27 protein-coding genes are annotated in these 22,897 nt (G+C 37.1%); 16 read left to right on the plus strand and 11 right to left on the minus strand.

The genetic code is table 11. From position 1 onward, the window contains the following. Positions 1-35 precede the first annotated feature (35 nt). Positions 36-887 carry a DegV family protein gene (locus tag I5J82_RS04625; protein ID WP_198766866.1) on the plus strand — a complete coding sequence of 284 codons (852 nt, stop codon included), beginning with the start codon at positions 36-38 and terminating at the stop codon, positions 885-887. Positions 888-926: 39 nt separating this feature from the next. Here I5J82_RS04625 and I5J82_RS04630 read toward each other — a convergent pair whose 3' ends face one another. The 3 genes from I5J82_RS04630 to I5J82_RS04640 all read right to left on the minus strand — a co-directional run bounded on the left by I5J82_RS04630 (position 927) and on the right by I5J82_RS04640 (position 3,632). Beyond that, complete coding sequence (locus tag I5J82_RS04630; protein ID WP_198766867.1) at positions 927-1,466, minus strand: HD domain-containing protein; 540 nt, start codon at positions 1,464-1,466, stop codon at positions 927-929. Between the two features lie 130 nt (positions 1,467-1,596). Further along, positions 1,597-3,357 (minus strand): UbiD family decarboxylase, encoded by a 1,761-nt coding sequence (locus tag I5J82_RS04635; protein ID WP_198766868.1) that lies wholly within the window; start codon positions 3,355-3,357, stop codon positions 1,597-1,599. 95 nt (positions 3,358-3,452) lie between these two features. Next, positions 3,453-3,632 (minus strand): hypothetical protein, encoded by a 180-nt coding sequence (locus tag I5J82_RS04640; protein ID WP_066393124.1) that lies wholly within the window; start codon positions 3,630-3,632, stop codon positions 3,453-3,455. A gap of 129 nt (positions 3,633-3,761) precedes the next feature. Here I5J82_RS04640 and I5J82_RS04645 point away from each other — a divergent pair, with 129 nt between their 5' ends. From I5J82_RS04645 to spxA, 3 genes are all read left to right on the plus strand, one after another. Continuing rightward, a complete protein-coding gene (locus I5J82_RS04645; protein ID WP_198766869.1) occupies positions 3,762-4,376 on the plus strand; it encodes a GNAT family N-acetyltransferase in 615 nt (204 codons plus the stop codon). A gap of 36 nt (positions 4,377-4,412) precedes the next feature. Then, on the plus strand, positions 4,413-4,547 hold the full coding sequence (locus I5J82_RS20490; RefSeq protein ID WP_255548976.1) for a hypothetical protein: 135 nt from the start codon (positions 4,413-4,415) through the stop codon (positions 4,545-4,547). 359 nt (positions 4,548-4,906) lie between these two features. Beyond that, positions 4,907-5,305 (plus strand): transcriptional regulator SpxA, encoded by a 399-nt coding sequence (gene spxA / locus I5J82_RS04650; RefSeq protein WP_066288819.1) that lies wholly within the window; start codon positions 4,907-4,909, stop codon positions 5,303-5,305. Positions 5,306-5,401: 96 nt separating this feature from the next. On the opposite strand, the gene I5J82_RS04655 is transcribed toward spxA, so the two are convergent. After that, positions 5,402-6,070: a TerC family protein gene (locus I5J82_RS04655; RefSeq protein WP_198766870.1), complete on the minus strand. Its 669-nt coding sequence runs from the start codon at positions 6,068-6,070 to the stop codon at positions 5,402-5,404. Between the two features lie 322 nt (positions 6,071-6,392). On the opposite strand from I5J82_RS04655, the gene mecA reads away from it, so the two are divergent. From mecA to pepF, 3 genes are all read left to right on the plus strand, one after another. Beyond that, a complete protein-coding gene (gene mecA, locus I5J82_RS04660; protein WP_137789854.1) occupies positions 6,393-7,061 on the plus strand; it encodes an adaptor protein MecA in 669 nt (222 codons plus the stop codon). 157 nt (positions 7,062-7,218) lie between these two features. Further along, entirely contained in the window at positions 7,219-8,391 is a 1,173-nt protein-coding gene (locus tag I5J82_RS04665) for a competence protein CoiA (RefSeq protein WP_198766871.1), read from the plus strand. A 96-nt stretch (positions 8,392-8,487) separates the two neighbouring features. Beyond that, entirely contained in the window at positions 8,488-10,305 is a 1,818-nt protein-coding gene (gene pepF / locus I5J82_RS04670; RefSeq protein WP_198766872.1) for an oligoendopeptidase F, read from the plus strand. Between the two features lie 513 nt (positions 10,306-10,818). Here pepF and I5J82_RS04675 read toward each other — a convergent pair. From I5J82_RS04675 to I5J82_RS04690, 4 genes are all read right to left on the minus strand, one after another. Next, on the minus strand, positions 10,819-11,721 hold the full coding sequence (locus I5J82_RS04675; RefSeq protein WP_198766873.1) for a ClpXP adapter SpxH family protein: 903 nt from the start codon (positions 11,719-11,721) through the stop codon (positions 10,819-10,821). Beyond that, positions 11,705-12,118 (minus strand): globin domain-containing protein, encoded by a 414-nt coding sequence (locus I5J82_RS04680; RefSeq protein ID WP_198766874.1) that lies wholly within the window; start codon positions 12,116-12,118, stop codon positions 11,705-11,707. The genes I5J82_RS04675 and I5J82_RS04680 overlap by 17 nt, the downstream gene beginning before the upstream one ends. A 165-nt stretch (positions 12,119-12,283) precedes the next feature. Further along, a complete protein-coding gene (locus I5J82_RS04685) occupies positions 12,284-12,955 on the minus strand; it encodes a lytic transglycosylase domain-containing protein (RefSeq protein WP_233096408.1) in 672 nt (223 codons plus the stop codon). A gap of 41 nt (positions 12,956-12,996) precedes the next feature. Further along, a complete protein-coding gene (locus I5J82_RS04690) occupies positions 12,997-13,578 on the minus strand; it encodes a CYTH domain-containing protein (protein WP_198766875.1) in 582 nt (193 codons plus the stop codon). A gap of 126 nt (positions 13,579-13,704) precedes the next feature. Here I5J82_RS04690 and I5J82_RS04695 point away from each other — a divergent pair, with 126 nt between their 5' ends. From I5J82_RS04695 to I5J82_RS04710, 4 genes are read left to right on the plus strand one after another with little or no spacing between them, the layout of a single operon-like run. Further along, the gene (locus I5J82_RS04695) at positions 13,705-14,103 is read left to right on the plus strand and encodes a UPF0738 family protein (RefSeq protein ID WP_198766876.1); all 399 of its coding nucleotides are present in this window, start codon (positions 13,705-13,707) and stop codon (positions 14,101-14,103) included. Beyond that, positions 14,100-14,747 carry a GTP diphosphokinase gene (yjbM, locus tag I5J82_RS04700; RefSeq protein ID WP_269819560.1) on the plus strand — a complete coding sequence of 216 codons (648 nt, stop codon included), beginning with the start codon at positions 14,100-14,102 and terminating at the stop codon, positions 14,745-14,747. The genes I5J82_RS04695 and yjbM overlap by 4 nt, the downstream gene beginning before the upstream one ends. A 14-nt stretch (positions 14,748-14,761) precedes the next feature. Beyond that, positions 14,762-15,556 (plus strand): NAD kinase, encoded by a 795-nt coding sequence (locus I5J82_RS04705; RefSeq protein ID WP_198766877.1) that lies wholly within the window; start codon positions 14,762-14,764, stop codon positions 15,554-15,556. Position 15,557: 1 nt separating this feature from the next. Beyond that, positions 15,558-16,457, plus strand: a complete 900-nt coding sequence (locus I5J82_RS04710) for an RluA family pseudouridine synthase (RefSeq protein ID WP_198766878.1) — start codon at positions 15,558-15,560, stop codon at positions 16,455-16,457. A 59-nt stretch (positions 16,458-16,516) separates the two neighbouring features. Here I5J82_RS04710 and prpE read toward each other — a convergent pair whose 3' ends face one another. Together prpE and I5J82_RS04720 are read right to left on the minus strand one after the other, a co-directional pair. After that, the gene (gene prpE, locus I5J82_RS04715) at positions 16,517-17,257 is read right to left on the minus strand and encodes a bis(5'-nucleosyl)-tetraphosphatase PrpE (RefSeq protein WP_198766879.1); all 741 of its coding nucleotides are present in this window, start codon (positions 17,255-17,257) and stop codon (positions 16,517-16,519) included. Positions 17,258-17,324: 67 nt separating this feature from the next. Then, on the minus strand, positions 17,325-18,482 hold the full coding sequence (locus I5J82_RS04720; protein WP_198766880.1) for an FtsW/RodA/SpoVE family cell cycle protein: 1,158 nt from the start codon (positions 18,480-18,482) through the stop codon (positions 17,325-17,327). 149 nt (positions 18,483-18,631) lie between these two features. Between I5J82_RS04720 and I5J82_RS04725 the strand changes: the two genes are divergently transcribed. The 3 genes from I5J82_RS04725 to fabI all read left to right on the plus strand — a co-directional run bounded on the left by I5J82_RS04725 (position 18,632) and on the right by fabI (position 21,625). After that, positions 18,632-20,473, plus strand: coding sequence for a monovalent cation:proton antiporter family protein (locus I5J82_RS04725; protein ID WP_198766881.1), 1,842 nt, complete (start codon positions 18,632-18,634; stop codon positions 20,471-20,473). A gap of 123 nt (positions 20,474-20,596) precedes the next feature. Continuing rightward, positions 20,597-20,743 carry a hypothetical protein gene (locus tag I5J82_RS04730; RefSeq protein ID WP_198766882.1) on the plus strand — a complete coding sequence of 49 codons (147 nt, stop codon included), beginning with the start codon at positions 20,597-20,599 and terminating at the stop codon, positions 20,741-20,743. 102 nt (positions 20,744-20,845) lie between these two features. Beyond that, positions 20,846-21,625, plus strand: coding sequence for an enoyl-ACP reductase FabI (fabI, locus tag I5J82_RS04735; RefSeq protein WP_066393169.1), 780 nt, complete (start codon positions 20,846-20,848; stop codon positions 21,623-21,625). A 110-nt stretch (positions 21,626-21,735) separates the two neighbouring features. On the opposite strand, the gene I5J82_RS04740 is transcribed toward fabI, so the two are convergent. Next, a complete protein-coding gene (locus I5J82_RS04740) occupies positions 21,736-22,122 on the minus strand; it encodes a hypothetical protein (RefSeq protein ID WP_198766883.1) in 387 nt (128 codons plus the stop codon). Between the two features lie 275 nt (positions 22,123-22,397). Between I5J82_RS04740 and I5J82_RS04745 the strand changes: the two genes are divergently transcribed. Further along, complete coding sequence (locus I5J82_RS04745; RefSeq protein WP_198766884.1) at positions 22,398-22,631, plus strand: hypothetical protein; 234 nt, start codon at positions 22,398-22,400, stop codon at positions 22,629-22,631. Between the two features lie 32 nt (positions 22,632-22,663). Next, complete coding sequence (locus tag I5J82_RS04750) at positions 22,664-22,873, plus strand: hypothetical protein (protein ID WP_198766885.1); 210 nt, start codon at positions 22,664-22,666, stop codon at positions 22,871-22,873. The last annotated feature ends 24 nt before the right edge of the window (positions 22,874-22,897 follow it).

Raw genomic sequence — 22,897 nt, forward strand, 5'->3', positions numbered from 1 at the left:
TAATTGATTGAGAAGCAGAAATGGGGTAGAACAATATGAACCTTAGTTTTATAGTTGATAGCGCAAGTGACCTAAAAATAGATCTTAAGAAACTGGATTTTTCGTTAACCGTTGTACCATTGAATGTACAATTTGGAGAAGACCATTATTTAGATGGTGTAAATATTACTGAAGATGAATTTTATAAACGTATGAGTATCGAACCCGAATTGCCTAAAACAAGTCAGCCATCTCCACAATCTTTTTATGAAGCCTTTCAAAAAGAAGTGGATAAAGGCCATGATGTATTATACATCGGCATCTCATCTAACTTAAGTGGAACGGTTCAAAGCGCTACAATTGGAAAGAGTATGTTAAACGAAGATGAACAAGAAAAAGTAACCATTCTTGATTCAGGAATCGCTTCAGGTGGCGTACAAATCTTATTAAATGAAGCGATTGAAATGGCACGTGAGGGTAAGGCTTTAAGTGAAATTGTGAGTAACTTAGAGAAAACAAAGTCGGGCATTAAGGCTTATGTACTTCTAGAAACGTTAGAAAACCTGAAAAAAGGTGGAAGAATATCTGCTGTTCAAGGTGCTATCGCAGGAATGCTGAATATTAAGCCGATGATATCGATCATTGATGGTGTGGTTGAAACGATTGGGAAGTTTAGAGGCAGCAAGAAGGGACTTGCGAAAATGAAAGAATTTATCTCTGATTGGAAAGAAGAAAACCCTGAGAAGACTCTTTACCTCATTCATAGTTTTCCTTCTACTGAAGAAGTAAAAAAAGAATTTGATGAATTATTTTCGTTATCCAGTTTTCCAAAAGTGATTTATACTCGATTTGGAAGTACGATCGGAACGTATTCAAGTGAAAAAGCTATTGGTTTTGTAGCCTATTAAAAGTATATGTAAGAATGTTAAAAACACTCTTTTCCTTCCTTAGGAAACAGAGTGTTTTACTTTTTCTTCTTCATGATATTCATCTACCATTTCATCTAATTTTTTGATCATGGTTATAGCTTTCATATCACTTATCGTACGATAGTGGTGGTTTCCGCCAGGTTCTTCATCTGCTTCGTCAGACAAAGCAACAACTTTTTGCAACGGATTAAGGTTAAGTGAGCCAGCAGGTAGATATGAATCGGTGTGCAGTAAAATGGCAAGAGCAATTTCTTTTGCATTTTTACGATCTTCACCTAAAGATACTAAAATACGATGTGCGCGTTCTGCACCTTTAATTGCATGAATATCATTCTCTTTGTACATGTCATAGTCCCAATGACCATTTTTATACCATGTATAATGGCCGATATCATGAAGAAAAGCTGCTTTCGTTGCTAAGTCCGGATCCACACCATATTTTTGTGACAAACGGTATGCATGATATGCTGTTGAGATGGCATGAACCATACCTGAGCGCTTCACATATTTTTGTACATGAGGATGATTATATAAATCAAGTAAGCTAATATTTCTCATATGCTTTCTCCTTTCTATAAAAATGTATATTGTTATATACAATAACACCAATTGGACAATATATCAACAAAAAATATATTAAAAAAGAAGCGATAAATCGCTTCTTTATAAGTCTGATCATTAGAGAGGATTACTTCTTAAAATACTCATCCCAACGATCAGTCACTAATTTATCAATATCTTCACGAGTTTCAACCACATCGGGATAGAATGGCTTCATTCTTGCATCAATAATGATAGTTCCTTCATATTTAATACGATTTCTGTCGATCGTGCTTTTTGCGTATACGTCATACGCAGGATCGAATCGTGTAAAGGTTGTCCATAAAAATTCAGCCTGTGTTGCTGCAATGGATGCATCATCAACTAGGAAAACTAACGGCCAATCTTTGAAAGAATCGTGACCATTTACAAGCAGTTTCTCTGCAAAGTCTGGTGCTTCTTCAAATGATGGGCCACTTACCGTTAGACAACCGCCACAAAATACGCCTACGTCATGGATACCAGAAATGGTACCACCTTCATAAGTGCGTTTTAGTTCGCGGACAGGTTCTCCAAGTCCTGTCATGATCGCTTTTGAACCTGTATTGAACTTACGACCCGTATAATCAAGGGTATCCATAGATGTATCATGGATAATCAAGAGGTCGCGTTCAGGTAGAAACCTCTCAAGTACCCCTTCTGCAAGTTCTGCAAAATTTTGTAGGTTTACAGGTTTATTCGTTACCATCAAGAACTTAGTAAGCGTAAGCTGTCCTTCACCCATTATACGAAATGCGTGTGCTAAACCTTCTTTATAATATGATTCGCGAACAACTGCTCCTGCTAGCGCGTGAAAGCCTGTTTCTGCATACGTCCAAAGATCTCTCACACCGTTCATAACAACAGGGAATAGAGGACTCATCAATCTCTGTAGATATTCTCCAATGAAATAATCTTCTTGTTTTGGTTTTCCGACTACTGTTGCAGGATAGATCGCATCTTTTCGCTTCCACATCTTATCAACATTGAATACTGGGAAGTCATGTGCCCATGAATAATAGCCATAATGATCTCCGAAAGGTCCTTCAGGCTCTCGAACATGTGGTGGAACGATTCCTCCAAACGCAAACTCTGCTTCTGCGATTAAAGGATGAGGATGGCCATCTACATGTGCAAGACTTAACTTTTCGCCCATTAACATGGAAGAAAACATAAGCTCTGGAACTGCTTCAGGAAGTGGAGCAATCGCTGAAATCATAAGCGAAGGAGGCCCGCCTAAAAAAAGTGTCACAGGCAAAGCTTCATTCTTTTGCTCAGCTGCATAATGATGGAATCCTCCACCTTTGTGAATCTGCCAGTGAATTCCCGTTTTGTTTTTTTCTTTAATCTCGATTCTGTACATACCAAGATTGTGCTCATGTTTATCTGGGTGTTCCGTATAAACGAGTGGCAAGGTCACGAACGGATTGCTGTCTAAATGCCAGCCCGTTAATGCCGGCAGGTCCTGCATGTTAACATTTGTCGTAAAAGTCTCTAATAACGGCGCTTTATTTTTGTTCACTGTTTTTGTGCCAAGGGATAACACATCCTTGATCATGCCTTTTTTCTTCCATAATACTGACGGAGAGGGAGGCATTAGCTCATCGATCGATCCTACTAGTTCTTTTACAAGTTGCTCTGGTTTTGGACCGAAAGCCATATCTACTCGCTTAATTGTTCCAAATAGATTTGTTACAACAGGGATATCCTTACCTTTAACATTTGTGAATAGAAGGGCTGGTCCTTCTTCTGAAATAACACGTCTATGAATTTCAGGAATTTCTAAATAAGGATCTACTTCTGTATGAATTTCTACAATTTCTTTTTCAGATCTTAATTGGTTAATAAAAGTTCTAAGGTTTCTATGCATTTGTACACCTCTATTATGTATGCTACCCTTATATTATAAAGTAGTTCGGACTTGAAATGTAAAAAACAACCCAAAATTCACGGGTTGTTCGCATTTTATCTTCTTTTTACAGGACTCCAATTTTCTTGAAAAGACTTCGATTTATCCACAAAATGAAAAACCTTTTTACCGCCGAACAATTTTACAGCGATGAATTGGGAGATGCTTCCCATCAGAGCTGTAATTCCAACCACACAAAGTGCCAGCAAAGTTAAATCGGTAAAGAATGAAATCAAATGAGGACTCCTCCTTTTCACAACGAGTTCAACACGAACTTCTTTCTTTATTGTATCTCATGATAACAAAGGAAGAAAGAGGGGAAACTATATAATATCACCAAAATTTAAGGAGCTGATGGGGAAAAAATGAATTGGTATGAGAAATTAAATCAATATTTTCCGATTGAAGAGATGAAATCTAAAGAACACATGGAGTTATTACTTGACGAAAAGAGTGACATCTATCACAAAGATGAGGGTAAATACCACGTCCTGATGTATGTAGAACTATCTGATTTCGTATTCATTGATTATTTATTTGTTTCAAAAGATGCTAGGGGCCAAGGACTCGGTCATAAGCTTATCGAAAAGTTAAAAGCGAAAGGAAAACCGATCATCTTAGAAGTTGAGCCAGTCGATTATGAAGATACAGATACAGAAAAGAGATTACGGTTCTACACACGTGAAGGTTTTGAACATGCATCAAGTATCGGTTATAGAAGACGTTCACTTGCTACTAATGAGGTTAATGAGATGGAAATTCTTTATTGGTCTCCTACAAAAGAATCTGAAGAAACTATTTATGAAAACATGAAAAAGACGTATAATGAAATACACACGTACAAGGATAATGAATTGTACGGAAAGTCCTATCAGCCCGCAAGTGAAGTATTAACTTTAGATACAGAGAATTCAGTACCTAAACCTGAGATCGTTGATGATAAGTCATCAGATGAATCAGGAAAACCTGCTTCCGAGTAATACTATTTTCCTTTTTGAAGAGGAGGATGAGGCTTTATGAAACAAAAGGACAAAAAGAAAAAAACGAAACGAGAACTCTGGAAAGAAATGCTTAAGAAAAATCTTAAGAAATTCAATCCAAGCATTTCTAGAAAAGGCCCTGCTTCACAAGTGAAGAAAACAATTGCATAGGATAGGGCTGTTAGAAGAGAGTTGAACTTTCTTCTGACGGCCCCTATTTTTTATTTTCCTAAAAAATGATGTTGCTCGTAAAGTAAATCGTCATTAATCAAATTATTTATTTGAAAAAAACATATTCTTTTTTATGTTTTATGAAACTTATTCTTGGGTAATACGTCTATATATATGTGGAAACGGAAAAGTTGTGTAGAATATTTTGTAGATGTATTACATTTGTATGACAAATTCGTAAAAATGTACAAAAGTCTGTATAACCTCTACCGAAAATGTAAAATGTGTAGTATACTATGAATGATTTAATAACTTTTTTAAAGTATCTAAATCAGAGAGAGGGGAAGGAGAGTTCCACTATGGTCACACTATTTACTTCGCCGAGCTGTACATCATGCCGTAAAGCAAAAGCATGGTTAAAAGAGAATGAAATTCCTTATCAAGAAAGAAATATCTTTTCAGAACCTTTATCAATAGAAGAAGTTAAACAAATCTTGAGAATGACAGAGGACGGTACAGACGAGATTATTTCTACTCGCTCTAAAACGTTCCAGGAACTTAACATCAATCTCGAATCCATGCCATTGCAAGACTTATACCAATTGATTGCAGACCATCCTGGATTATTACGCAGACCTATTATCTTGGATGAAAAACGACTGCAAGTTGGTTATAACGAAGACGAAATTCGTCGTTTCTTACCAAGACGTGTACGTACATTTCAGCTTATGGAAGCACAGCGTCTTGTAAATGAATAAAAGAAAAACTTCCGCTATCTGATAGTGGAAGTTTTTTTATTGTTTTGTTTCAAAAAAAGAAGTCCATGTGCTATATGCATGGACTTCTTTATAAAACTACCTTGCACGTTTCTTTTTAAACGTATTAGTAAGAATACCTGCAAGAATAACGCCTACAACTAAAAATACGTACAAGCCATATTTCAGAAACTCATTTCCTTCAAATACAGAATGAATCATCCGCTCTTCAACAATCATTCCTGCTGATGTGAAAGCAAGAACTCCTGCACCAATGTAAATTAAAACAGGGAATCTTTCCATAAAGTGCAATATTATTTTACTTCCCCATATAATAATAGGAACAGATACTAAAAGACCGATCACTACTAATACGATATTTCCGTGTGCAGCACCAGCAACTGCTAGTACATTATCAAGCCCCATAGCAATATCAGCAAAAACGATGGTTTTTACAGCATCAGAAAGGTTCTTGCCCGCTTTGACATCAAGCTCTTCATCTTCTTCTAGGATTAGCTTATAAGCAATAATCAGAAGTAAAATTCCTCCTGCTAGATATAAGAAAGGAATATTTAATAAATAAACAGCTACAATGGTTAGTACTACACGAACAACAATAGCAAGTCCAGTTCCTAAGAAAATGGCCTTATTTCTTTGAGCTTCTGGTAAGTTTCTACTGGCAAGGGCTATTACAATAGCGTTGTCTCCGCCGAGAAGGATATCGATTGCAATGATCTGCAATAATGATATCAGAAATTCTGTTTCCAAACGTAAACCCCCCGTAAATAATGAAATTTCACTAGTGTTATGGTACAATATGTTAACCTTAAAGACCTTTGAATTATAGTCCAGCTTGACCTGCTCCGTCAAGTTGAGAGCTTGAGATTCAACGGGTGAACAGGTGCAAAAAAGGGCAGTTTATACAGGCCTTTTTTATTTCCATATTTTCCGTTTTGTCATAGAATAAGGTACAAGAGGTTTAATTGTGATTGATGTAATTTTTGACGAAGAACGATTGGAAATAAGAATTGCTTTTTCTAGGGGTATTTATCCCTTCACGAACAAACCGGAGAGAAGGGAGAGAAGCAGAATGGAAATTGAAAGAGTGAATGAGTTCACCATTAAATTTTTCATTACGTACAGAGATATTGAAGATCGCGGTTTCGATCGTGAAGAAATATGGTCTGATCGCGAAAGAGGAGAAGAACTCTTTTGGGAAATGATGGACGAAGCACATCAGCAAGAGCAGTTTCCATTAGAAGGTCCACTGTGGATTCAAGTTCAGGCTCTGGATAAAGGTCTTGAAATTATTGTAACTCGTGCTCAAATGTCCAAAGATGGTAAAAAAATTGAGCTTCCTATAGGCGACGATAAATTGGATTTACCGGTTGATCAAAATATTGAGCAAATCTTAGATCAACAGTTTCAAGTAGAAGAAGATTTCGATGAATTAGAAGAAACAGAAGAAGACTATTTATCCTTCCTCATTTCTTTTGGTGACTTTGAAGATGTTATCTCTTTAAGTCATACCATTGATTCTTCGTCTTTTGAGAATTCACTGTTTCACTTCGAGGGTAAGTATTATTTGTATGTGACTTTTAATGTGGAAACTTCTGATCGCGAACAAGACGATCTATTGGCTCAGCTGTTGGAATACGGTAACGACTCTGATCTATCTGTTTACCGCATACAAGAGTATGGAAAAACAATTGTTTCAGAAGCAGCATTAGATCACGTGCAACAATATTTTAAATTATAAGAGATCACCGATTTCAGCTACTTTGAAATCGGTTTTTGTTTTTCTATAAGGTGTTTTTTATCAAAAATCAGAGCATTCCGATATACAAATAGAGAAGATGATTAAGTGATAATTCTGCGACCTTCGTTCATTATGATGAATGTGGAGGTGAAAAGGATTGTTAGTTGCTCTTTTTAATGATCAGTTTGTTGATATGGTTGGTGAAACGTCGAAGGAAGAATGGTATCTGAAAAATAAGTCAGGGTTGTTACGTTGCCCGGTCTGTCATAATAAAGTGATACCGAAATGTGGAACAAAGAAGACTTGGCATTTTGCTCATCACTCTTTTGAAGAGTGTGATGGTTATCATGAGGGAGAAACTCATTATCATCTTCTTGGAAAGAAAGGGTTGTATAAATGGCTTACATATATAAATGAAAAATCGATACTTGAGTATTATTTACGAGATATTCAGCAGCGTCCTGATTTGTTTCTCCAAAAACAACAGCATGCTATTGAGTTTCAGTGTGCAACCGTCACACCTGATGACCTTAGGAAAAGAATAACAGGATATCAGTCTCAAAACATTGATTCAGACTGGATCTTTGGTATGAAACGTATAAAGCAAAAAGGACCAGATCTATACTATATCCAAAGCTCTGATCTCTCCGCAGCAAAAAAGGATAGCGATGGCCACTTATATCTCAATTATTATTGTCCTCTTAAAGAGCAGTTTTTGCTGCTAAGAAACATCATTCCTCTATCACAAAAGAAAGTTGTTGCACATGGATATGCTTTCTCTACAAAGAAGTGTTGCGATGTCCAATGGTTATCAAGAACATTTAAGAATTCAAAAACTCATAATGTAAATCATAAAGTCTTGTGGAAAAAGCAAAAAAACACGTGGAGAACGACAGCTTTTAAGAATACATCTCCGGCTGTTATGTATATGAAGAAAGTTTTGTATTTCAATCATCATTCTTTAACATTGTTTCCCTCCATTGCGGGTATCCCCACACCTGACTTTTATCACATCGAAACATCACCTTACTTATGGCAGACATACATACTGTTCCTTATAGAAAAGTTGCCGATATCATTATTCTCCGAGAATGTTATTGAAAAGGAATTTCAACGGTTGCTGCATAAACGAATTCTTCAGACAAGAGATTTTCCTTACATGAAAGAATCTTGGAGGGATGCAATCAAGAACTACCTTTCTTTCTTAGTTAACCATCAACTGCTCGATAAAGTGTCAGAGAGAACATATAGAAAGCTTCAGCACGTTCATTATCCAAAAACGTTGGATGAGGCGTTAAGACTAGACGAAATTTTCAGTGAAAAGTCGTAATTTTTGACTTTGCATAAGCATTTTCTGGTAATATGTAGATATACATAAGGAGATAGTATTCCTACTATTCTCTTTAATCTACCTGGAGGTGTATGTATGTCTCAAACAAAAACAAAATCATTGCCAAAACGTAATGAAGTCCCTGTTTCAGATACGTGGGATTTAGAAGCAATATATGCGTCAGATGATGTATGGGAAAAAGAATTCGATGAAACTAAAAATTTGTTGCCTGAATTAAAATCTTTTCAAGGAAGACTTGGAGAGTCTGCGGAAACCCTTTATTCATATTTCCAAAAGCAAGATGAAGTAACTAAAAAGCTTGGTAAACTTTATACATACGCTCATATGAGATACGACCAAGATACAACGAACTCCTTTTATCAAGGGCTGAATGATCGTGCTTCGAACTTAGCAACTCAAGTAAGCAGTACGGTATCTTTTGCAGTGCCAGAAATTCTATCTTTATCTGAAGAGTCATTGGTTCAATTTTTACAGAGCCATGAACCTTTAAAGTTGTACAAACAAGCTTTAGATGAGATCAACCGCCAGCGTCCTCACGTACTTTCCAAAGAGGAAGAAGCGCTCTTAGCAGATGTTAGAGAAGTAGCTAATACTTCAAGCAATACATTTGGTATGCTGAATAATGCAGATCTCAAATTCCCTTCTATTAAAGATGAGAATGGGGAAGAAATCGAAGTAACTCACGGACGATATATCCGCTTTTTAGAAAGCTCAGATCGTCGAGTAAGAGAAGATGCTTTTAAAGCTGTGTATGGCACATATGATTCTTACAAAAATACATTTGCCAGCACACTTGCTGGAACAGTAAAACGTGATAATTTCTTTGCAAAAACAAGAAAGTTCAGTTCAGCTCGTGAAGCAGCACTTAATAACAATAACATTCCTGAAGCTGTTTATGATAATTTAGTCAAAACAGTAAATGATAATCTTGGCTTATTGCATCGTTATGTACGATTACGTAAAAAGGCGCTAGGACTTGATGAACTTCATATGTATGATCTCTATACGCCACTTGTAAAAGATGCCAAGATGGAAGTGAGCTTTAAGGAAGCTCAGCAACTTGTCTTAGACAGTTTGGATCCAATGGGTGAAGAGTATAAACAGATCGTAAAAGAAGGTTATGAGAAGCGCTGGATCGATGTACATGAGAATGCTGGTAAGCGAAGTGGTGCTTACTCATCTGGGGCTTATGGAACAATGCCGTATATCCTAATGAACTGGCAAGATAACGTAAACAATTTGTTCACACTCACTCATGAGATCGGTCATTCTGTTCATAGTTACTATACACGTGAGAATCAGCCTTATCCTTATGCGGATTACTCAATCTTTGTTGCAGAGGTCGCGTCTACTTGTAATGAAGCTTTGTTGAATCATTACATGTTAGAGAAAACTTCTGATAAGAAAGAAAAATTGTACTTGTTAAATCACCATTTAGAAGGATTTAGAGGAACTGTTTTCCGTCAGACGATGTTCGCAGAGTTTGAACAAGAAATTCATGTTCGTGCGGCGAACGGTGAGCCTCTAACTCCAGAACTGTTAACAAAGATTTATTACGATTTGAACGTTAAATATTTTGGTGAAGATCTTGTAATTGATAAGGAGATTGGTCTAGAGTGGGCTAGAATTCCTCACTTCTATTACAATTTCTATGTTTATCAATACGCAACTGGATTTAGTGCGGCAGCTTCCTTGTCGAAACAGATCTTGGATGAAGGGAAACCAGCAGTAGATCGTTATCTAGATTTCTTAAAAGCAGGAAGTTCTGATTATCCGATCGAAGTATTGAAAAAAGCTGGTGTTGATATGACTACACCAGAACCGATTGAGAATGCTCTAAAAGTTTTTGAATCTATTCTTGATGAGATGGAAGAACTGCTTTTTGAGAAATAAACACAAAAAATCCTGTCCAGATTTCTGGCCAGGATTTTGTTATGTTTGTTCTAGCCTATTCTTCTTAGTTTTGATCGGTAGTTATAGCAGAGTGTCGTGAGTAGTACGGCGATAAATAGTCCGGGTATTGCTAAAATTTTTGGTGCCATGTTTAGCAGAGAGAGCACAAAGAAATAAAAACTCCCTGCAAGTGAAAGTAAGCTTACCAAAATCATAATCAAATACATACAAATCTCCCTCCTTTGTACATGTTTATTCATGTATGGAAAGGATATGCAAAGCGTGTCCGAATATTAAAGGTTCTTCTCTACAAAGGGGGCTCTTTGGGTGTTTTCATCTCTCTTTCTATGCAAGTTGATTAGAGCACAAGGTTGCGGACTCCTAAGGGCGCAAATCAGCAGGGTGCTCACCGTTCGCCCCATAGAAAGCGAGCAACCTGGAGAGGAAATCAACGACTTCCATAAAGCATTCATGTATTATAAAACATCCTAATTAAAAAACCGCTGAAAAAGATCAGCGGTTTGGGAGGTATCTCCAAAACGTTCCGTATTTTACTGGTACTCGTTCAACTTTTTGTTGCAGAACGAGACGTTTTAATCTCTTTTCTGCTTCTTCACAACTAATCTGATATACTACTGAAACCTCTTTCGTAGCTACAAACGAGTAAGAAGAAAGAAAATCTTCTAATTCAGGAAGCGGAGAAGGCTCTAAAGGAATCTCAGACATTTCTTTTAGAATCTCTACATACACATCAAAGGAATAACAGCCAGAAATTTTAATGCCATCATCATCTGTTTTGTCATTGAAAACAATAAGCGTTGGGATTTGCGTGACATCCATTTCTTGAGAAAATTTCAGATCACATCGTAGAGCTTTAATGGTTGCTTCAGATGAAAGATCACTTATAAATTCATCTTCGTCCAAGTTAACTGAGCGCGCTATTTCTAATAACACATCATCGTTTCCAATGTTTTGTTTATTCAAAAACAAATTTTCCCTTAGTTTTCTTAAAAACTTCATACCTTGTTGCTTGCCTTGCAGCTCTGCAGCTTTTATAGCAAGTGTTGCTTTATGAGGGGCAGAAATGGGGTTTTCTAACCAAACATCTCCATCACAGCTCATACCAGAAATTGAAGCTGTTTTTTCCCACTTCTCTGCAATCTGTTCAGCGGTTTTTATCCCCTTTTTTCGAGGTACGTACGTATTGAGTGATTCAAGGCTACCACTAACAAAATGGCGTAATGTAAAATAGTGGCCGTATTGAACTTGCAATTTTTTTAAAACAGGCTCTAATGACCAGCATTCTGGGCATAACGGATCGATGACAGAATAGATTTCCAATGGCTTTTGACAGGCATAGTTTTTATTGTTCTCTTGTTCGTCATAAAAGGAATTGGAATTATACAGTGTCAGCATTCTCGCCCCTTTCTGAATCCTCTGTATTAACCATATGAAAAGCAGTCATTTTTAATCGGCTTAACAGTATGTTTTGCAATTCAGGATCTATTTTTTGAATCGTCATGGCCTTTTCCATACAAGCTACCCATGCTTTTGCGTGAGTATTTGTTATGGGAAACGGCATGTGACGCATCTTGAGCATAGGATGTCCATGTTCCTCAGTATATAGTGGCGGTCCGCCAAAAAACTGACTTAAAAATTGAGTTTGTTTATAGGCAGTCTCTGTTAAGTCATCAGGAAAAAGTGGAGAAAGCAATGAATCTTTACTGACTAGACTGTAAAAAGTAGTAACCAGTTTTTCAATACCTTCTTTTTCTCCTAATAAATCATATGGTGTTTTTGATTCGTCAAACATGGTCCAAAAGCTCCTTGCGTCAATTTGTAATTTTATTGTAGCAAGGTTCATGAATGGTAAGCAAACAATATGAATAGACAAGGATGGTTGTATGTTGTAGATTTCTATAAAAAAACCATAAATTCGAATATAAAACTCCATAAAAAAACCCTCAGAATTTGAGGGTTATACGAGTGATTGGTACGTATTCATAATCTTATTAACGTACGAGATCGTTTCCTTAAAAGGTGGAATACCATTATATTTTGCAACGTTTCCGGGACCTGCATTATAAGCGGCAAGAGCAAGCTTTTGATTTCCATCATATTTATCAAGCATCATCTTCAAATATTTTGTACCAGCTTCAACGTTCTGTATAGGATCAAAAGGGTTGGTAACCCCTAACCATTTAGCCGTTGCAGGCATCAGCTGCATCAGTCCTTGAGCACCTGCATGACTTTCTGCAGTCGTCTTAAAATTAGATTCATGTTTAATGACGGAACGGATCAAGTTAGGATCTACACCAAACTTTCTTGATGTGTTTTCAATCAACTCATCTAAATTTTTTGATGGAATGTTTAACTTCTCAGTTGAAATCGGAATAGATGGAGTTACTGGTAATGAATATTGAGTATTTGTATTTCCAGTTAGAGGTGGAAACATTTGTGTAGCATTAAGGTTAAAAGTAGGTTCCGACCCGGTTGTACTACCAACGTTAGAATAAGCTTCTTGCAACAGTGCTGCAAAAGGACTTGAAGCTGTATTTTGCATACTTGAAACAGAAGAAGGTGAAGCATTTATATTCAACTGTTGAAGTGCTTGAATTTCCATTAGTGCTTTATACGATTGAATATTCAAGAGATATCCTCCTAAATTGATTAACGTATTAAATGATCAGATTACTGATTTCTTTTAGTTTCATTAAAGAAACGAGCAATTTTGCTGTCTGTATCTCTAACAGGAATCTGTTTAATCGTTAGTAATTCATTAAAATTAATTAGTCCACTTGTATAATCGGCAGATTCGTATTCTATTTCATAGTCGATTTTACCTAAATAATGATTTTCATCTAAAACGAGGAGGCCATCTTTGTAGGGAAATTCAGCACGAAATGTTGTGAGCTCTCCTAAATATGTAATTTCCTTCACATGGATATTCATTTTTTTAATTTGATCAGATACCTCTCCAGAAGGTAAGGATTCTCCTTTTAATAAACCTTCAAAAATATCTTTAGAAACAGACTGATGTGTTTCTAGAATGTGTTTATCTAATTTCTGTTTTAGTGTGAGTGTGTATACGTTATTTTTTATTCGAACTCGTAATGCACTTCTGTTGTGTTTAAGTTCGAACTGTTGGGTATCAAAATAATAGTTGGTCTGTTTGTGGAAATCTTCTTGCTGAACATCAAACTCATCGATAAGTCTTAAGAATTCAAGCTGTGTTAGCAAATTTTTAAATTCAATTTCAATTTCTTGAGACACTTCGTTTATCCCCCTGTAGCTTTACTTAAGTTAACTTATTATCTCATAGCGATTCCTGCATCTCAATTTCTTATTAAACTCCTATTTTGTGTTACACTAAAAAAGAAGAAACAGGAGGTTGTTAACATGATGCCACGACGATTGAATGTGCAGTCAACTGCATGGAAAGAAAATAAGCTGATGCTGCTTATTCAGAATGAATTAAACACAAAAATTTCTGACTGGAAAGACAGTGAAAGAATGCTGGTCGATTCTGATGGGTTAGCATTCATCTATGTACTTGAGGATGAAGATGGATTCATATACATCTCAATTGATAATAATCATTGGAACGAAGTGAAAAGTGCACTCCAAAAAGATGCAGTTTTCGTTGTTCAAAATGAAAAGAGAGAAGAGCTTGAACTTATTGCTTTCTCTAGAGAAATGGACTTTTTGACTGACAACATACAAGGAAATGCAAACTACGGACAACAAATGGAAGACGAAGTGATCAAGATTTTTGGAACTGAGGAAAAAGCCCAATGAGCATGGACTGGGAAGCGCTATTAATTCCGTACAAGCAAGCTGTTGATGAGCTTAAGATTAAATTTAGAGGAATGCGAGAGCAATTTGAAAAATCAAATCAGCATTGTCCGATTGAGTTTGTTACTGGAAGAGTGAAGCCCATTAAGTCAATCGTGAACAAAGCTTATCAAAAGAACATTCCCGATCAACATCTAGAAACGGAAATTCAAGATTTAGCGGGACTTCGAATCATGTGTCAGTTTACTGATGATATTAAGACAGTAATCAATCTTCTCAGGCAACGTAATGATTTTACGATTTTAGAAGAACGAGACTATATCACACATAAAAAACCAAGCGGTTATCGTTCGTATCACATTGTTATCGAGTATCCCGTTCAAGTTTTGGATGGAGAAAAGAAGATTCTTGTAGAAGTTCAAGTCCGTACACTGGCGATGAATTTTTGGGCTACAATCGAACACTCTATGAATTATAAGTATCAAGGACAAATTCCTGAAGATATTCGTCAGCGGTTACAAAGAGCTGCAGAGGCTGCAAACAGATTAGACGAAGAGATGTCTCAGATCAAAGGGGAAATTCAAGAAGCTCAGCTTGTGTTTTTGGAACGCAATGATAAATCCAATGAAACTAATTTAGGATCATAAAGGATGGAGAGAGAATGAAATTTGCCATCGTATCAAAAGGAGATAACAAATCCAATATTCTTACGGAAAAAATCCGGGCTTATTTGGAAGAGTTTGAATTGGTTTATGAAGAAGAAGAACCTGAGATTGTTATAACTGTTGGTGGTGATGGAACTTTGCTACATGCATTCCATCATTATGTGCACCGCATTGACAAAACAGCTTTTGTTGGTGTTCATACCGGTCACCTTGGTTTTTTTGCAGATTGGCTGCCTGAAGAGGTGGAAAAACTCGTTATACATATCGCAAAAACACCTTTTCAAATTGTTGAATATCCATTACTCGAGGTTACAGTACGATATATTGATGGTTTAGATGAGAAAAGATATCTCGCTGTAAATGAATGTACAGTAAAAAGTGTTGAAGGATCTCTCGTCATGGATGTCGAGATCAAGGGAGAAAAATTTGAAACGTTTAGAGGCGATGGTCTTTGTATCTCTACCCCTTCAGGAAGTACAGCATACAATAAAGCATTAGGTGGAGCGATTATCCACCCGTCTCTTGCCTCTATTCAATTATCAGAAATGGCTTCTATCAACAATCGTGTGTTTAGAACGATTGGTTCACCGCTTGTACTGCCCCAACATCATACTTGTATATTGAAACCCGTAAACGATGTGGATTTTCATATTACGATCGACCATCGATTCTTAATTCAGAAAAAAGTAAAGTCGATACAATATCGTGTAGCTGAAGAAAAAATTCGTTTTGCTCGTTTTCGTCCTTTTCCGTTCTGGAAACGAGTTAAAGAATCATTCGTCGGAGACTAAAATGAATAAATTTACTTTTACATGGTATGTGCAAAATGAAGAAGCTCCCGTCCTTTTAAGAGAGTATTTAAAGACGAAACATATTTCTAAAGCAGCGCTGACCGATATTAAGTTTCATGGCGGCGCTCTTTTTGTGAACAAAAAAGAAGTAACAGTAAGGACCCTCCTTAATGAGGGTGACGAGGTCACAGTATGGTTTCCTCCAGAAATAAAGAGCTCTTCAATGGAGGCAGAAGATATACCTCTAGACATAATTTATGAAGATCAACATTTTGTTGCGGTTCTTAAGCCTGCGGGGATGCCAACGATTCCATCGCTTTATCAACCGAATGGGTCACTTGCTTCAGCGGTTCTATACTATTATCAAAAAAACGATATACCTAGTACGTTTCATGCGGTAAACCGATTAGATAAAGATACTTCAGGTATTGTATTAATAGCGAAACATCGATTCGCACATTCCCTCATGTCAAAACAGCAAAAAGAAAAAGTTATAAAGAGAGAATATATTGCTTTTGTTCATGGTGAATTGAAGGATGAAAGAGGCACTGTGGATCGCCCGATTGTAAGGAATCCAGAGAGTATTATTGAAAGAATGGTAAGCGAAGATGGTCAACCCTCTATCACTCATTACGAAAAGATAGATTTTGTGCCTACATTAAACTTTACCGTTGTCTCATTACGATTAGAAACAGGGAGAACACACCAAATTAGAGTACATATGGCTTCAATCGGTCACCCTTTACTCGGAGATGACTTATATGGTGGTTCATTAGAAATGATTGAGCGTCAGGCTTTACATAGTGAGAAAACCTCGTTCATCCATCCATTTACAGAAGAACACATTAAGTTAGATGCTGAATTACCTCAAGACATGAAAAATCTTTGGAGTCACCGATAGATACCTGCTAAATCAAGTAAAAGAGGAGTGTTGCCCTATAGGCTGAACACTCCTCTTTTTTAGTCGTGAAAAGACCGAAACTTTTCAGGAACGTATGGCATGGTTGACGGTACGCTAAACGTCTCCATTTCAGGATACCGAAGCGCACTTAGCTTACCGCCAAATACGCATCCAGTATCAATATTCCATGTATTTTGAATATGACGCACTTCTTCAACAGGCGTATGTCCATAAACAATAGTAATATTTCCAGAGTGTTTTTTCGCCCAATCTCTTCTGACAGGGGTTCCATCAGGGTTTGACTCACCTGTAATATCCCCGTATAACACAAATGTTTTTACTTTGTTATGGAATTGACCAACATAATCTTCTCGTATTCCTGCATGAGCTACGACTAATTTTCCTTGATCGAGATGCAGATAGAGAGGAGCATTTTCATATAGAGTGCAAAAATGATCTCTAATTTTTTGTCTTTCAACAGGAGTGAGCGCGTTAAGTTCGGCAACAGTTGTCTCGAGACCATGTTTGATCTGAACGTTTCGTCCTAAAAAATATCGATACAACTTGTTGCAATGATTACCAGGTGAATAGAGAGCTAGATCGTTTTGTACAAGCTCATAGACGTGTTCGAATACTTGTAGTGACGCTGGACCACGATCCATCAAGTCACCTAAAAATACGAGTCTTCGATCATTCTTATGTACAGGAAGATTGTTCTTCCATTCATATCCTAGTTTCGTCACAAGTTCTTTGTATTCTTTAAAACATCCATGGATGTCACCGATAATATCATATTTCATGTCAATCACCTCACAATCATTAGGATACTTCAAAGACAAAAGAAAAACACCTGATAAATTTCAGGTGCTATTCAAACATATATTTAGTTGTTCTCGACCGAACGTTTAATACGAGCCCAAAGGCTATCATATAAGCGAGGATCGAACTTCCTCCATAGCTGATAAACGGAAGGGGGATACCTGTAATCGGCATTACTTGAATGTTCATTCCAATGTTCTGGAACACCTGGAAAGTAAGCATACCAATGACTCCTGCACATAAATAACTTCCAAAAGCTTCATTGCTCTCTAGAGCGGTATTGATCATTCTGTATACCATCAAGAAGAATAGAGAGATAACGATACTTGTTCCGAAGAAACCAAACTCCTCACCAATGATGGAGAAAATAAAATCAGTTTGTGCTTCGGGCAGATAAACAGAACCTTCTGTAAAGCCCTTTCCGAACAGCATCCCACTGCCGATCGCGAGCAATGCGTTTCTTGTATGATATCCAGCATCCTTATGTTCATACGGTTCAAGCCACGCGTAGAAACGGTTAAGCTGATACTGATCAAGTATATGATCCACGAAGAATTGTGGAAAGGTAAAATATATCCAAACTAGGATTGATATGAACAAGATAAAGGAAAGAATAAGGATAAGAATAATTCTCCATCTAATTCCCGATACAAGTAAAAGACTTCCTGTAATCGCCATAAATACAAGACTCGTACCTAGGTCAGGCTGCATTAGGACGAGAAGTGTAGGAAAACCAGCGATTAACGCAATTTTTCCTAGCAGTAACAGGTCTTCATGCAAAGTGCGAACAATATACTTTTCATTGTGAGTAGCAATTGTATTGGCGATGGCTATAACTAATGCCACTTTTACAAGTTCTGAAGGCTGCAATGCGAAAGGACCAAATCTGTACCAGCTCTGTGCACCGTTAATGTTTGGAACGATGCTCTCAGGAGCTACGAGAATACCCAGCAGTAGCAGGATACCGAACCCATATACGTACCAGGATAATTTTCTAAACTGATCAAAATCTAAAACCATAACGCCGACTACAGCAATTCCACCGATAAAGTACCAAACGAGTTGCTTTATGACGAAGTTGCTGCCGTATTGATCCATCATCTGTGCGCTATAGATGGCAACACAGCTCGTGATGATCATTAAGAACAAAAGAAACAAAAGATTGTAATCGAGTTGCTGCCATGGTGACTTGTGGTTATTTTGCATGTGGATCGACTCCTTAAAGTAAAACAATAACATGTATTATCTTACCTAAAAACAAAGTGTTTGCAAATCATTTTGAGCATAATCGTTTGACATTTCTTTTTCTGCTTTACTATAGTAAACCAATAATCTTAAGAAACGACGGAGGTTTTATGGAAGAACATGCATCGTTTACTTCATTAGTATTAGTCATTCTTACAGCATTTTTTGTTCCTATTCTGCTAAACAAATTTCGGTTGAGGGTAATACCTGTAGTCGTAGCTGAAATTATTGTAGGGATTATTTTAGGAAAGAGCGGTTTGGATGTTGTCCATTCTGACGCATGGCTTGAGATCTTATCGGTACTCGGCTTTATTTTCTTAATGTTTTTAAGTGGTCTTGAAATTGATTTTAGTATCTTTGCAGGCGAATCCAATTCTAAGAAAAGGAAAGAAAAGAAAGAACCGAATCGTCTTGTCGTTTCAAGTATCATCTTTCTATTCATACTGATACTATCGTATGGATTATCCCTTCTTTTTGTTTGGGGTGGGTTTACAGAAAGTGCGTTCTTTATGACGCTTGTTATCTCGACGATCTCACTGGGAGTAGTAGTACCCACATTAAAGGAAGAAAAGCTATCTAAGACGACCATTGGCCAAATCATCTTACTAGTCGCGGTTATTGCAGATCTTGTTACCATGATTCTTCTCGCACTCTTTGTTTCAATGGAATCAGGAGATCCGAGCAGAATGTGGCTGTTACTTATTCTATTTGCCGCAGGTATTCTTTTGTATTTCATTGGAAAACAAATGAGAAATCGTTCTTTTTTAGAAACGATGTCCAAAGGAACGATACAGCTAGATACAAGAGCTGTTTTCACATTAATCATTGTCTTAGTCGGACTGTCAGAATCCGTTGGTGCAGAGAACATATTAGGTGCTTTCTTAGCTGGGGTTCTCGTTTCTCTACTTTCACCCAATAAACAACTTGTTCATAAGCTTGATTCTTTTGGTTATGGATTTCTAATTCCAATATTTTTTGTAATGGTAGGGGTTGAGCTCGACATTCGCTCGATATTTGCTGATCCTAAAGCATTAGCACTCATCCCGTTATTATTGATCGCGTTACTAATTTCTAAGTTTTTGCCTATTCTGTACCTTCGAAAATGGTATGACTGGAAAACGGTGACTGCAGCAGGGTTCTTATTGACTTCAACACTTTCATTGGTGATCGCTGCTGCAAAAATCGGTGAACGAATCAATGTGATTGATGCTCGAACATCATCAGCATTAATCCTAACAGCTGTTATCAGCGCCATTATTACACCTATTTTCTTTAAAAAGCTGTTTCCTAAAAAAGAGGAAGAGGAAGCAGGTAAAGAACAACTCGTATTTGTTGGAGCCAATCAATTTACGCTACCGTTAACAACAGAGCTTGATCAAACTAGGTTTGAATATCGCCTTTATCATACGAAACAAGAAGAAAAAGATCAAAAACAACTGGATAGCTTTAATATACAAGAACTAGATGATTATGAGACAGCAACATTAATCCAGGCAAATGTTTTTGATACAGATATTATTGTTTTGGCAACAGGAAGCGATGAAACAAATGAAAACCTTGCTCTGATTGCAAAAGAAGAAGGTGTAGAACGAGTTGTCGCTCGTATTGAAGATCCTTTAAAGAGGGATGGGCTCAAAGGCAAAGGGATTGAAGTGTACTCTGTTTACTTTTCTTCTCAAGTGTTGTTAAAAGCGCTAATAGAAAATCCAGCTGTGGTAGATATTCTTACAACATCTGATAATAGCTTGAATGAAATTCTCGTTGAAAACAGTGCATACCACAGAACGGCCTTAAGAAACTTTCCTTTCCTTGGCGATAGCATTATCGTTCGGATCTACCGAGGAAAAGAATCGATTGTTCCGCATGGTGACACTGAGATTTTATTAGGTGACAAGATGGTTGTGACGGGCAGTAAGCAACAAGTGCTGCAGATGAGACAAATATTAGGTTGAATTTAAACGTACTGGCTGACAGAGCCAGTACGTTTTTTGTATGCAGTTAATAAGATTTAGCCTAATTTACTAGAAAAATGTGCATGCTAAGAGTAAATATAAAAACTAGGGAGTTGAAACGATATGATGCCAGTTGTTCATTGTCCAAAATGCGGAAAAGACCATGATCTAAATAAAGATGTATTAATCGCTCAATCGAATCAAAATGTAATCTATCGCTGTGATTCATGTGGGTATGAAGTGAAAGATATTCAGACTAGTAAAGGTTAATAGTGAATTTCCTCTCTACTTCTGTTATACTAATTAGGACTTGGTACTAATAACAAATACTAATAAATAAAAATGAACTGAACGATGGGGAGGAAGCTTTATATGTATCAACTATCATTAGAAAATAAAACATTTGTCGTAATGGGTGTTGCGAATAAGAGAAGTATTGCTTGGGGAATTGCACAATCTCTTTCAAATGCAGGTGCGCGTCTAGTATTTACATATGCAGGCGAAAGATTAGAGAAAAATGTACGTGATTTAGCAGAGTCCCTTGGAAGAAATGATTCAATCGTCCTTCCTTGTGATATTACGAATGATGAAGAAATCAAAAAGACTTTTGCTACATTAAAAGAAGAAGTTGGCGTGATCCACGGACTTGCTCATTGTATCGCTTTTGCAAACACAGAAGAATTAAAGGGCGAGTATTTAAACACAACACGTGAAGGTTTCCTTCTTGCTCATAATATTTCATCTTACTCTTTAACTGCAGTAGTAAAAGAGGCACGTCCATTGATGACAGAAGGTGGAAGCATCGTCACTCTTACATACCTTGGCGGTGAAAGAGTCGTTTCCAACTATAATGTAATGGGTGTTGCAAAAGCTTCTCTAGACGCAAGTGTTAAGTATCTTGCAAGTGATGTAGGTAAAGACGGAATCCGTGTTAACGCCATTTCAGCTGGACCGATCCGTACTCTTGCTGCTAAAGGAATCGGTGACTTTAACTCTGTATTAAAAGAGATCGAAGAAAAATCACCCCTTCGAAAAGCAAATACGCAAGAAGAAGTCGGAGATGCTGCACTGTTCTTGATGAGTGATCTCGCTCGTGGAATTACGGGTGAGATTCTACACGTGGACAGTGGTTATAACACGATTGCACGATAATTAATAGAAAAAACCCCTTCGAAGGCTCACAATGGGCTCCGAAGGGGTTTTTTTGACGTTCTACCTTGCTCTCAATGGGAAGGTAGAGCGTTTGGTAATTGCAGTCTCTATTAACCTAGAGCTACTCCGCCGCCGTTTCCGTTAGTAGTAGTTTGTGGTACGCATACGATACCACAAATGCAGCGACAGTCGATAACGAACGTTTGGTTTAAACCAGTCGTTGCATCCAAGTAAGAGAATACTGCACAGCTGCTGTCGTCGTCAAAACGTACTAGAGTAAAGATAGTAGGTGTAGTTTCTCCACCAAGAGATAATGGTGTAGAAGCACCTTTCAATACAATTAGAAGTCGTTGCTGAGCAGCCATGCTGCAGAAATTACCGTTTGTGTTTGCGATGTTATTTAACAACTCACACACACAAGACTTGTTTCTTGTCCGTGATCCACCTGCAGCTTCTCCATTTCCACCACAGCAAGATCCTTTAAATAGGCTAGACATTAAATTGCCTCCTTATAGATTAGATACATGTACCTGACCGTTTCATCAGGGTTAATATACTATATTAAAGCAGGCTATTATTTGCATGAGACATGTACCTAGTTAATGCCCAATCTTCTATAAATAGTTATTAGCCCTTTCTTCTAAACTTCTAAAATTTCCGCTCATTTACTAGTCGATTCATCTATGCACAACTTGTGAATTTTCATATCTATATATAAAGCTAGTACAAATTTTAGCTGGCTTGTTTTATTCCTGAAGGGAGAAAGATTTATATGGCGATTTTTGGAACACAAAACCTAAGAGCGAGATTGATTCAAGCTGCGAGAAATGTAACCCAATTGGATCTAGTTTATGTATTAGACCCACAATTTGCAGATGGTAATCCTAACTTATCAAATGTAACCATTATTGAAGTACAGGCTGATTTCATTGTCCTAGCACAAGGTGCAAACCGATTCTTAGTACCAATCGATAAGATTGTAACTATTGACGATCCGCTTGTTTAATAATTCATCATTTCACTGAGGGGGTGCAAATATTGGCAGTTATTCTTAGAAACATGCTTGCAAATATGCAAGGACAAAACATTGTAATAACTCAAGTGTTTACAAAATGTGAAGAAACTAACCTATTCGGTGTAACCGTTGTATCTGTGGAAACGGATTTTGTGATTTTTTCTGGTGCAGGATCTGGCGCGGGTTCAATTTATTATATTCGTCTAGTAGATATTGTAGGTATCGAGCTTTAATCTAACACGAAGACTTCATGTTTA

It is taken from the genome of Fictibacillus halophilus (genome assembly GCF_016401385.1).
Taxonomy (GTDB): Bacteria; Bacillota; Bacilli; order Bacillales; family Fictibacillaceae; genus Fictibacillus; species Fictibacillus halophilus.

Bases quoted from the DNA above. Each gene is read 5' to 3' on its own strand.
- I5J82_RS04675 (WP_198766873.1), bottom strand. From the start codon at position 11,721: ATGCTGACACTGTATAATTCCAATTCCTTTTATGACGAACAAGAGAAC.
- I5J82_RS04695 (WP_198766876.1), top strand. From the start codon at position 13,705: ATGATGCCACGACGATTGAATGTGCAGTCAACTGCATGGAAAGAAAAT.
- I5J82_RS04635 (WP_198766868.1), bottom strand. From the start codon at position 3,357: ATGCATAGAAACCTTAGAACTTTTATTAACCAATTAAGATCTGAAAAA.
- I5J82_RS04725 (WP_198766881.1), top strand. From the start codon at position 18,632: ATGGAAGAACATGCATCGTTTACTTCATTAGTATTAGTCATTCTTACA.
- I5J82_RS04745 (WP_198766884.1), top strand. From the start codon at position 22,398: ATGGCGATTTTTGGAACACAAAACCTAAGAGCGAGATTGATTCAAGCT.
- I5J82_RS04645 (WP_198766869.1), top strand. From the start codon at position 3,762: ATGAATTGGTATGAGAAATTAAATCAATATTTTCCGATTGAAGAGATG.
- I5J82_RS04730 (WP_198766882.1), top strand. From the start codon at position 20,597: ATGATGCCAGTTGTTCATTGTCCAAAATGCGGAAAAGACCATGATCTA.
- I5J82_RS04705 (WP_198766877.1), top strand. From the start codon at position 14,762: ATGAAATTTGCCATCGTATCAAAAGGAGATAACAAATCCAATATTCTT.
- spxA (WP_066288819.1), top strand. From the start codon at position 4,907: ATGGTCACACTATTTACTTCGCCGAGCTGTACATCATGCCGTAAAGCA.
- yjbM (WP_269819560.1), top strand. From the start codon at position 14,100: ATGAGCATGGACTGGGAAGCGCTATTAATTCCGTACAAGCAAGCTGTT.
- prpE (WP_198766879.1), bottom strand. From the start codon at position 17,257: ATGAAATATGATATTATCGGTGACATCCATGGATGTTTTAAAGAATAC.
- I5J82_RS04710 (WP_198766878.1), top strand. From the start codon at position 15,558: ATGAATAAATTTACTTTTACATGGTATGTGCAAAATGAAGAAGCTCCC.
- mecA (WP_137789854.1), top strand. From the start codon at position 6,393: ATGGAAATTGAAAGAGTGAATGAGTTCACCATTAAATTTTTCATTACG.
- I5J82_RS04630 (WP_198766867.1), bottom strand. From the start codon at position 1,466: ATGAGAAATATTAGCTTACTTGATTTATATAATCATCCTCATGTACAA.
- I5J82_RS04740 (WP_198766883.1), bottom strand. From the start codon at position 22,122: ATGTCTAGCCTATTTAAAGGATCTTGCTGTGGTGGAAATGGAGAAGCT.
- pepF (WP_198766872.1), top strand. From the start codon at position 8,488: ATGTCTCAAACAAAAACAAAATCATTGCCAAAACGTAATGAAGTCCCT.
- I5J82_RS04720 (WP_198766880.1), bottom strand. From the start codon at position 18,482: ATGCAAAATAACCACAAGTCACCATGGCAGCAACTCGATTACAATCTT.
- I5J82_RS20490 (WP_255548976.1), top strand. From the start codon at position 4,413: ATGAAACAAAAGGACAAAAAGAAAAAAACGAAACGAGAACTCTGGAAA.
- I5J82_RS04625 (WP_198766866.1), top strand. From the start codon at position 36: ATGAACCTTAGTTTTATAGTTGATAGCGCAAGTGACCTAAAAATAGAT.
- I5J82_RS04680 (WP_198766874.1), bottom strand. From the start codon at position 12,118: ATGTTTGACGAATCAAAAACACCATATGATTTATTAGGAGAAAAAGAA.
- fabI (WP_066393169.1), top strand. From the start codon at position 20,846: ATGTATCAACTATCATTAGAAAATAAAACATTTGTCGTAATGGGTGTT.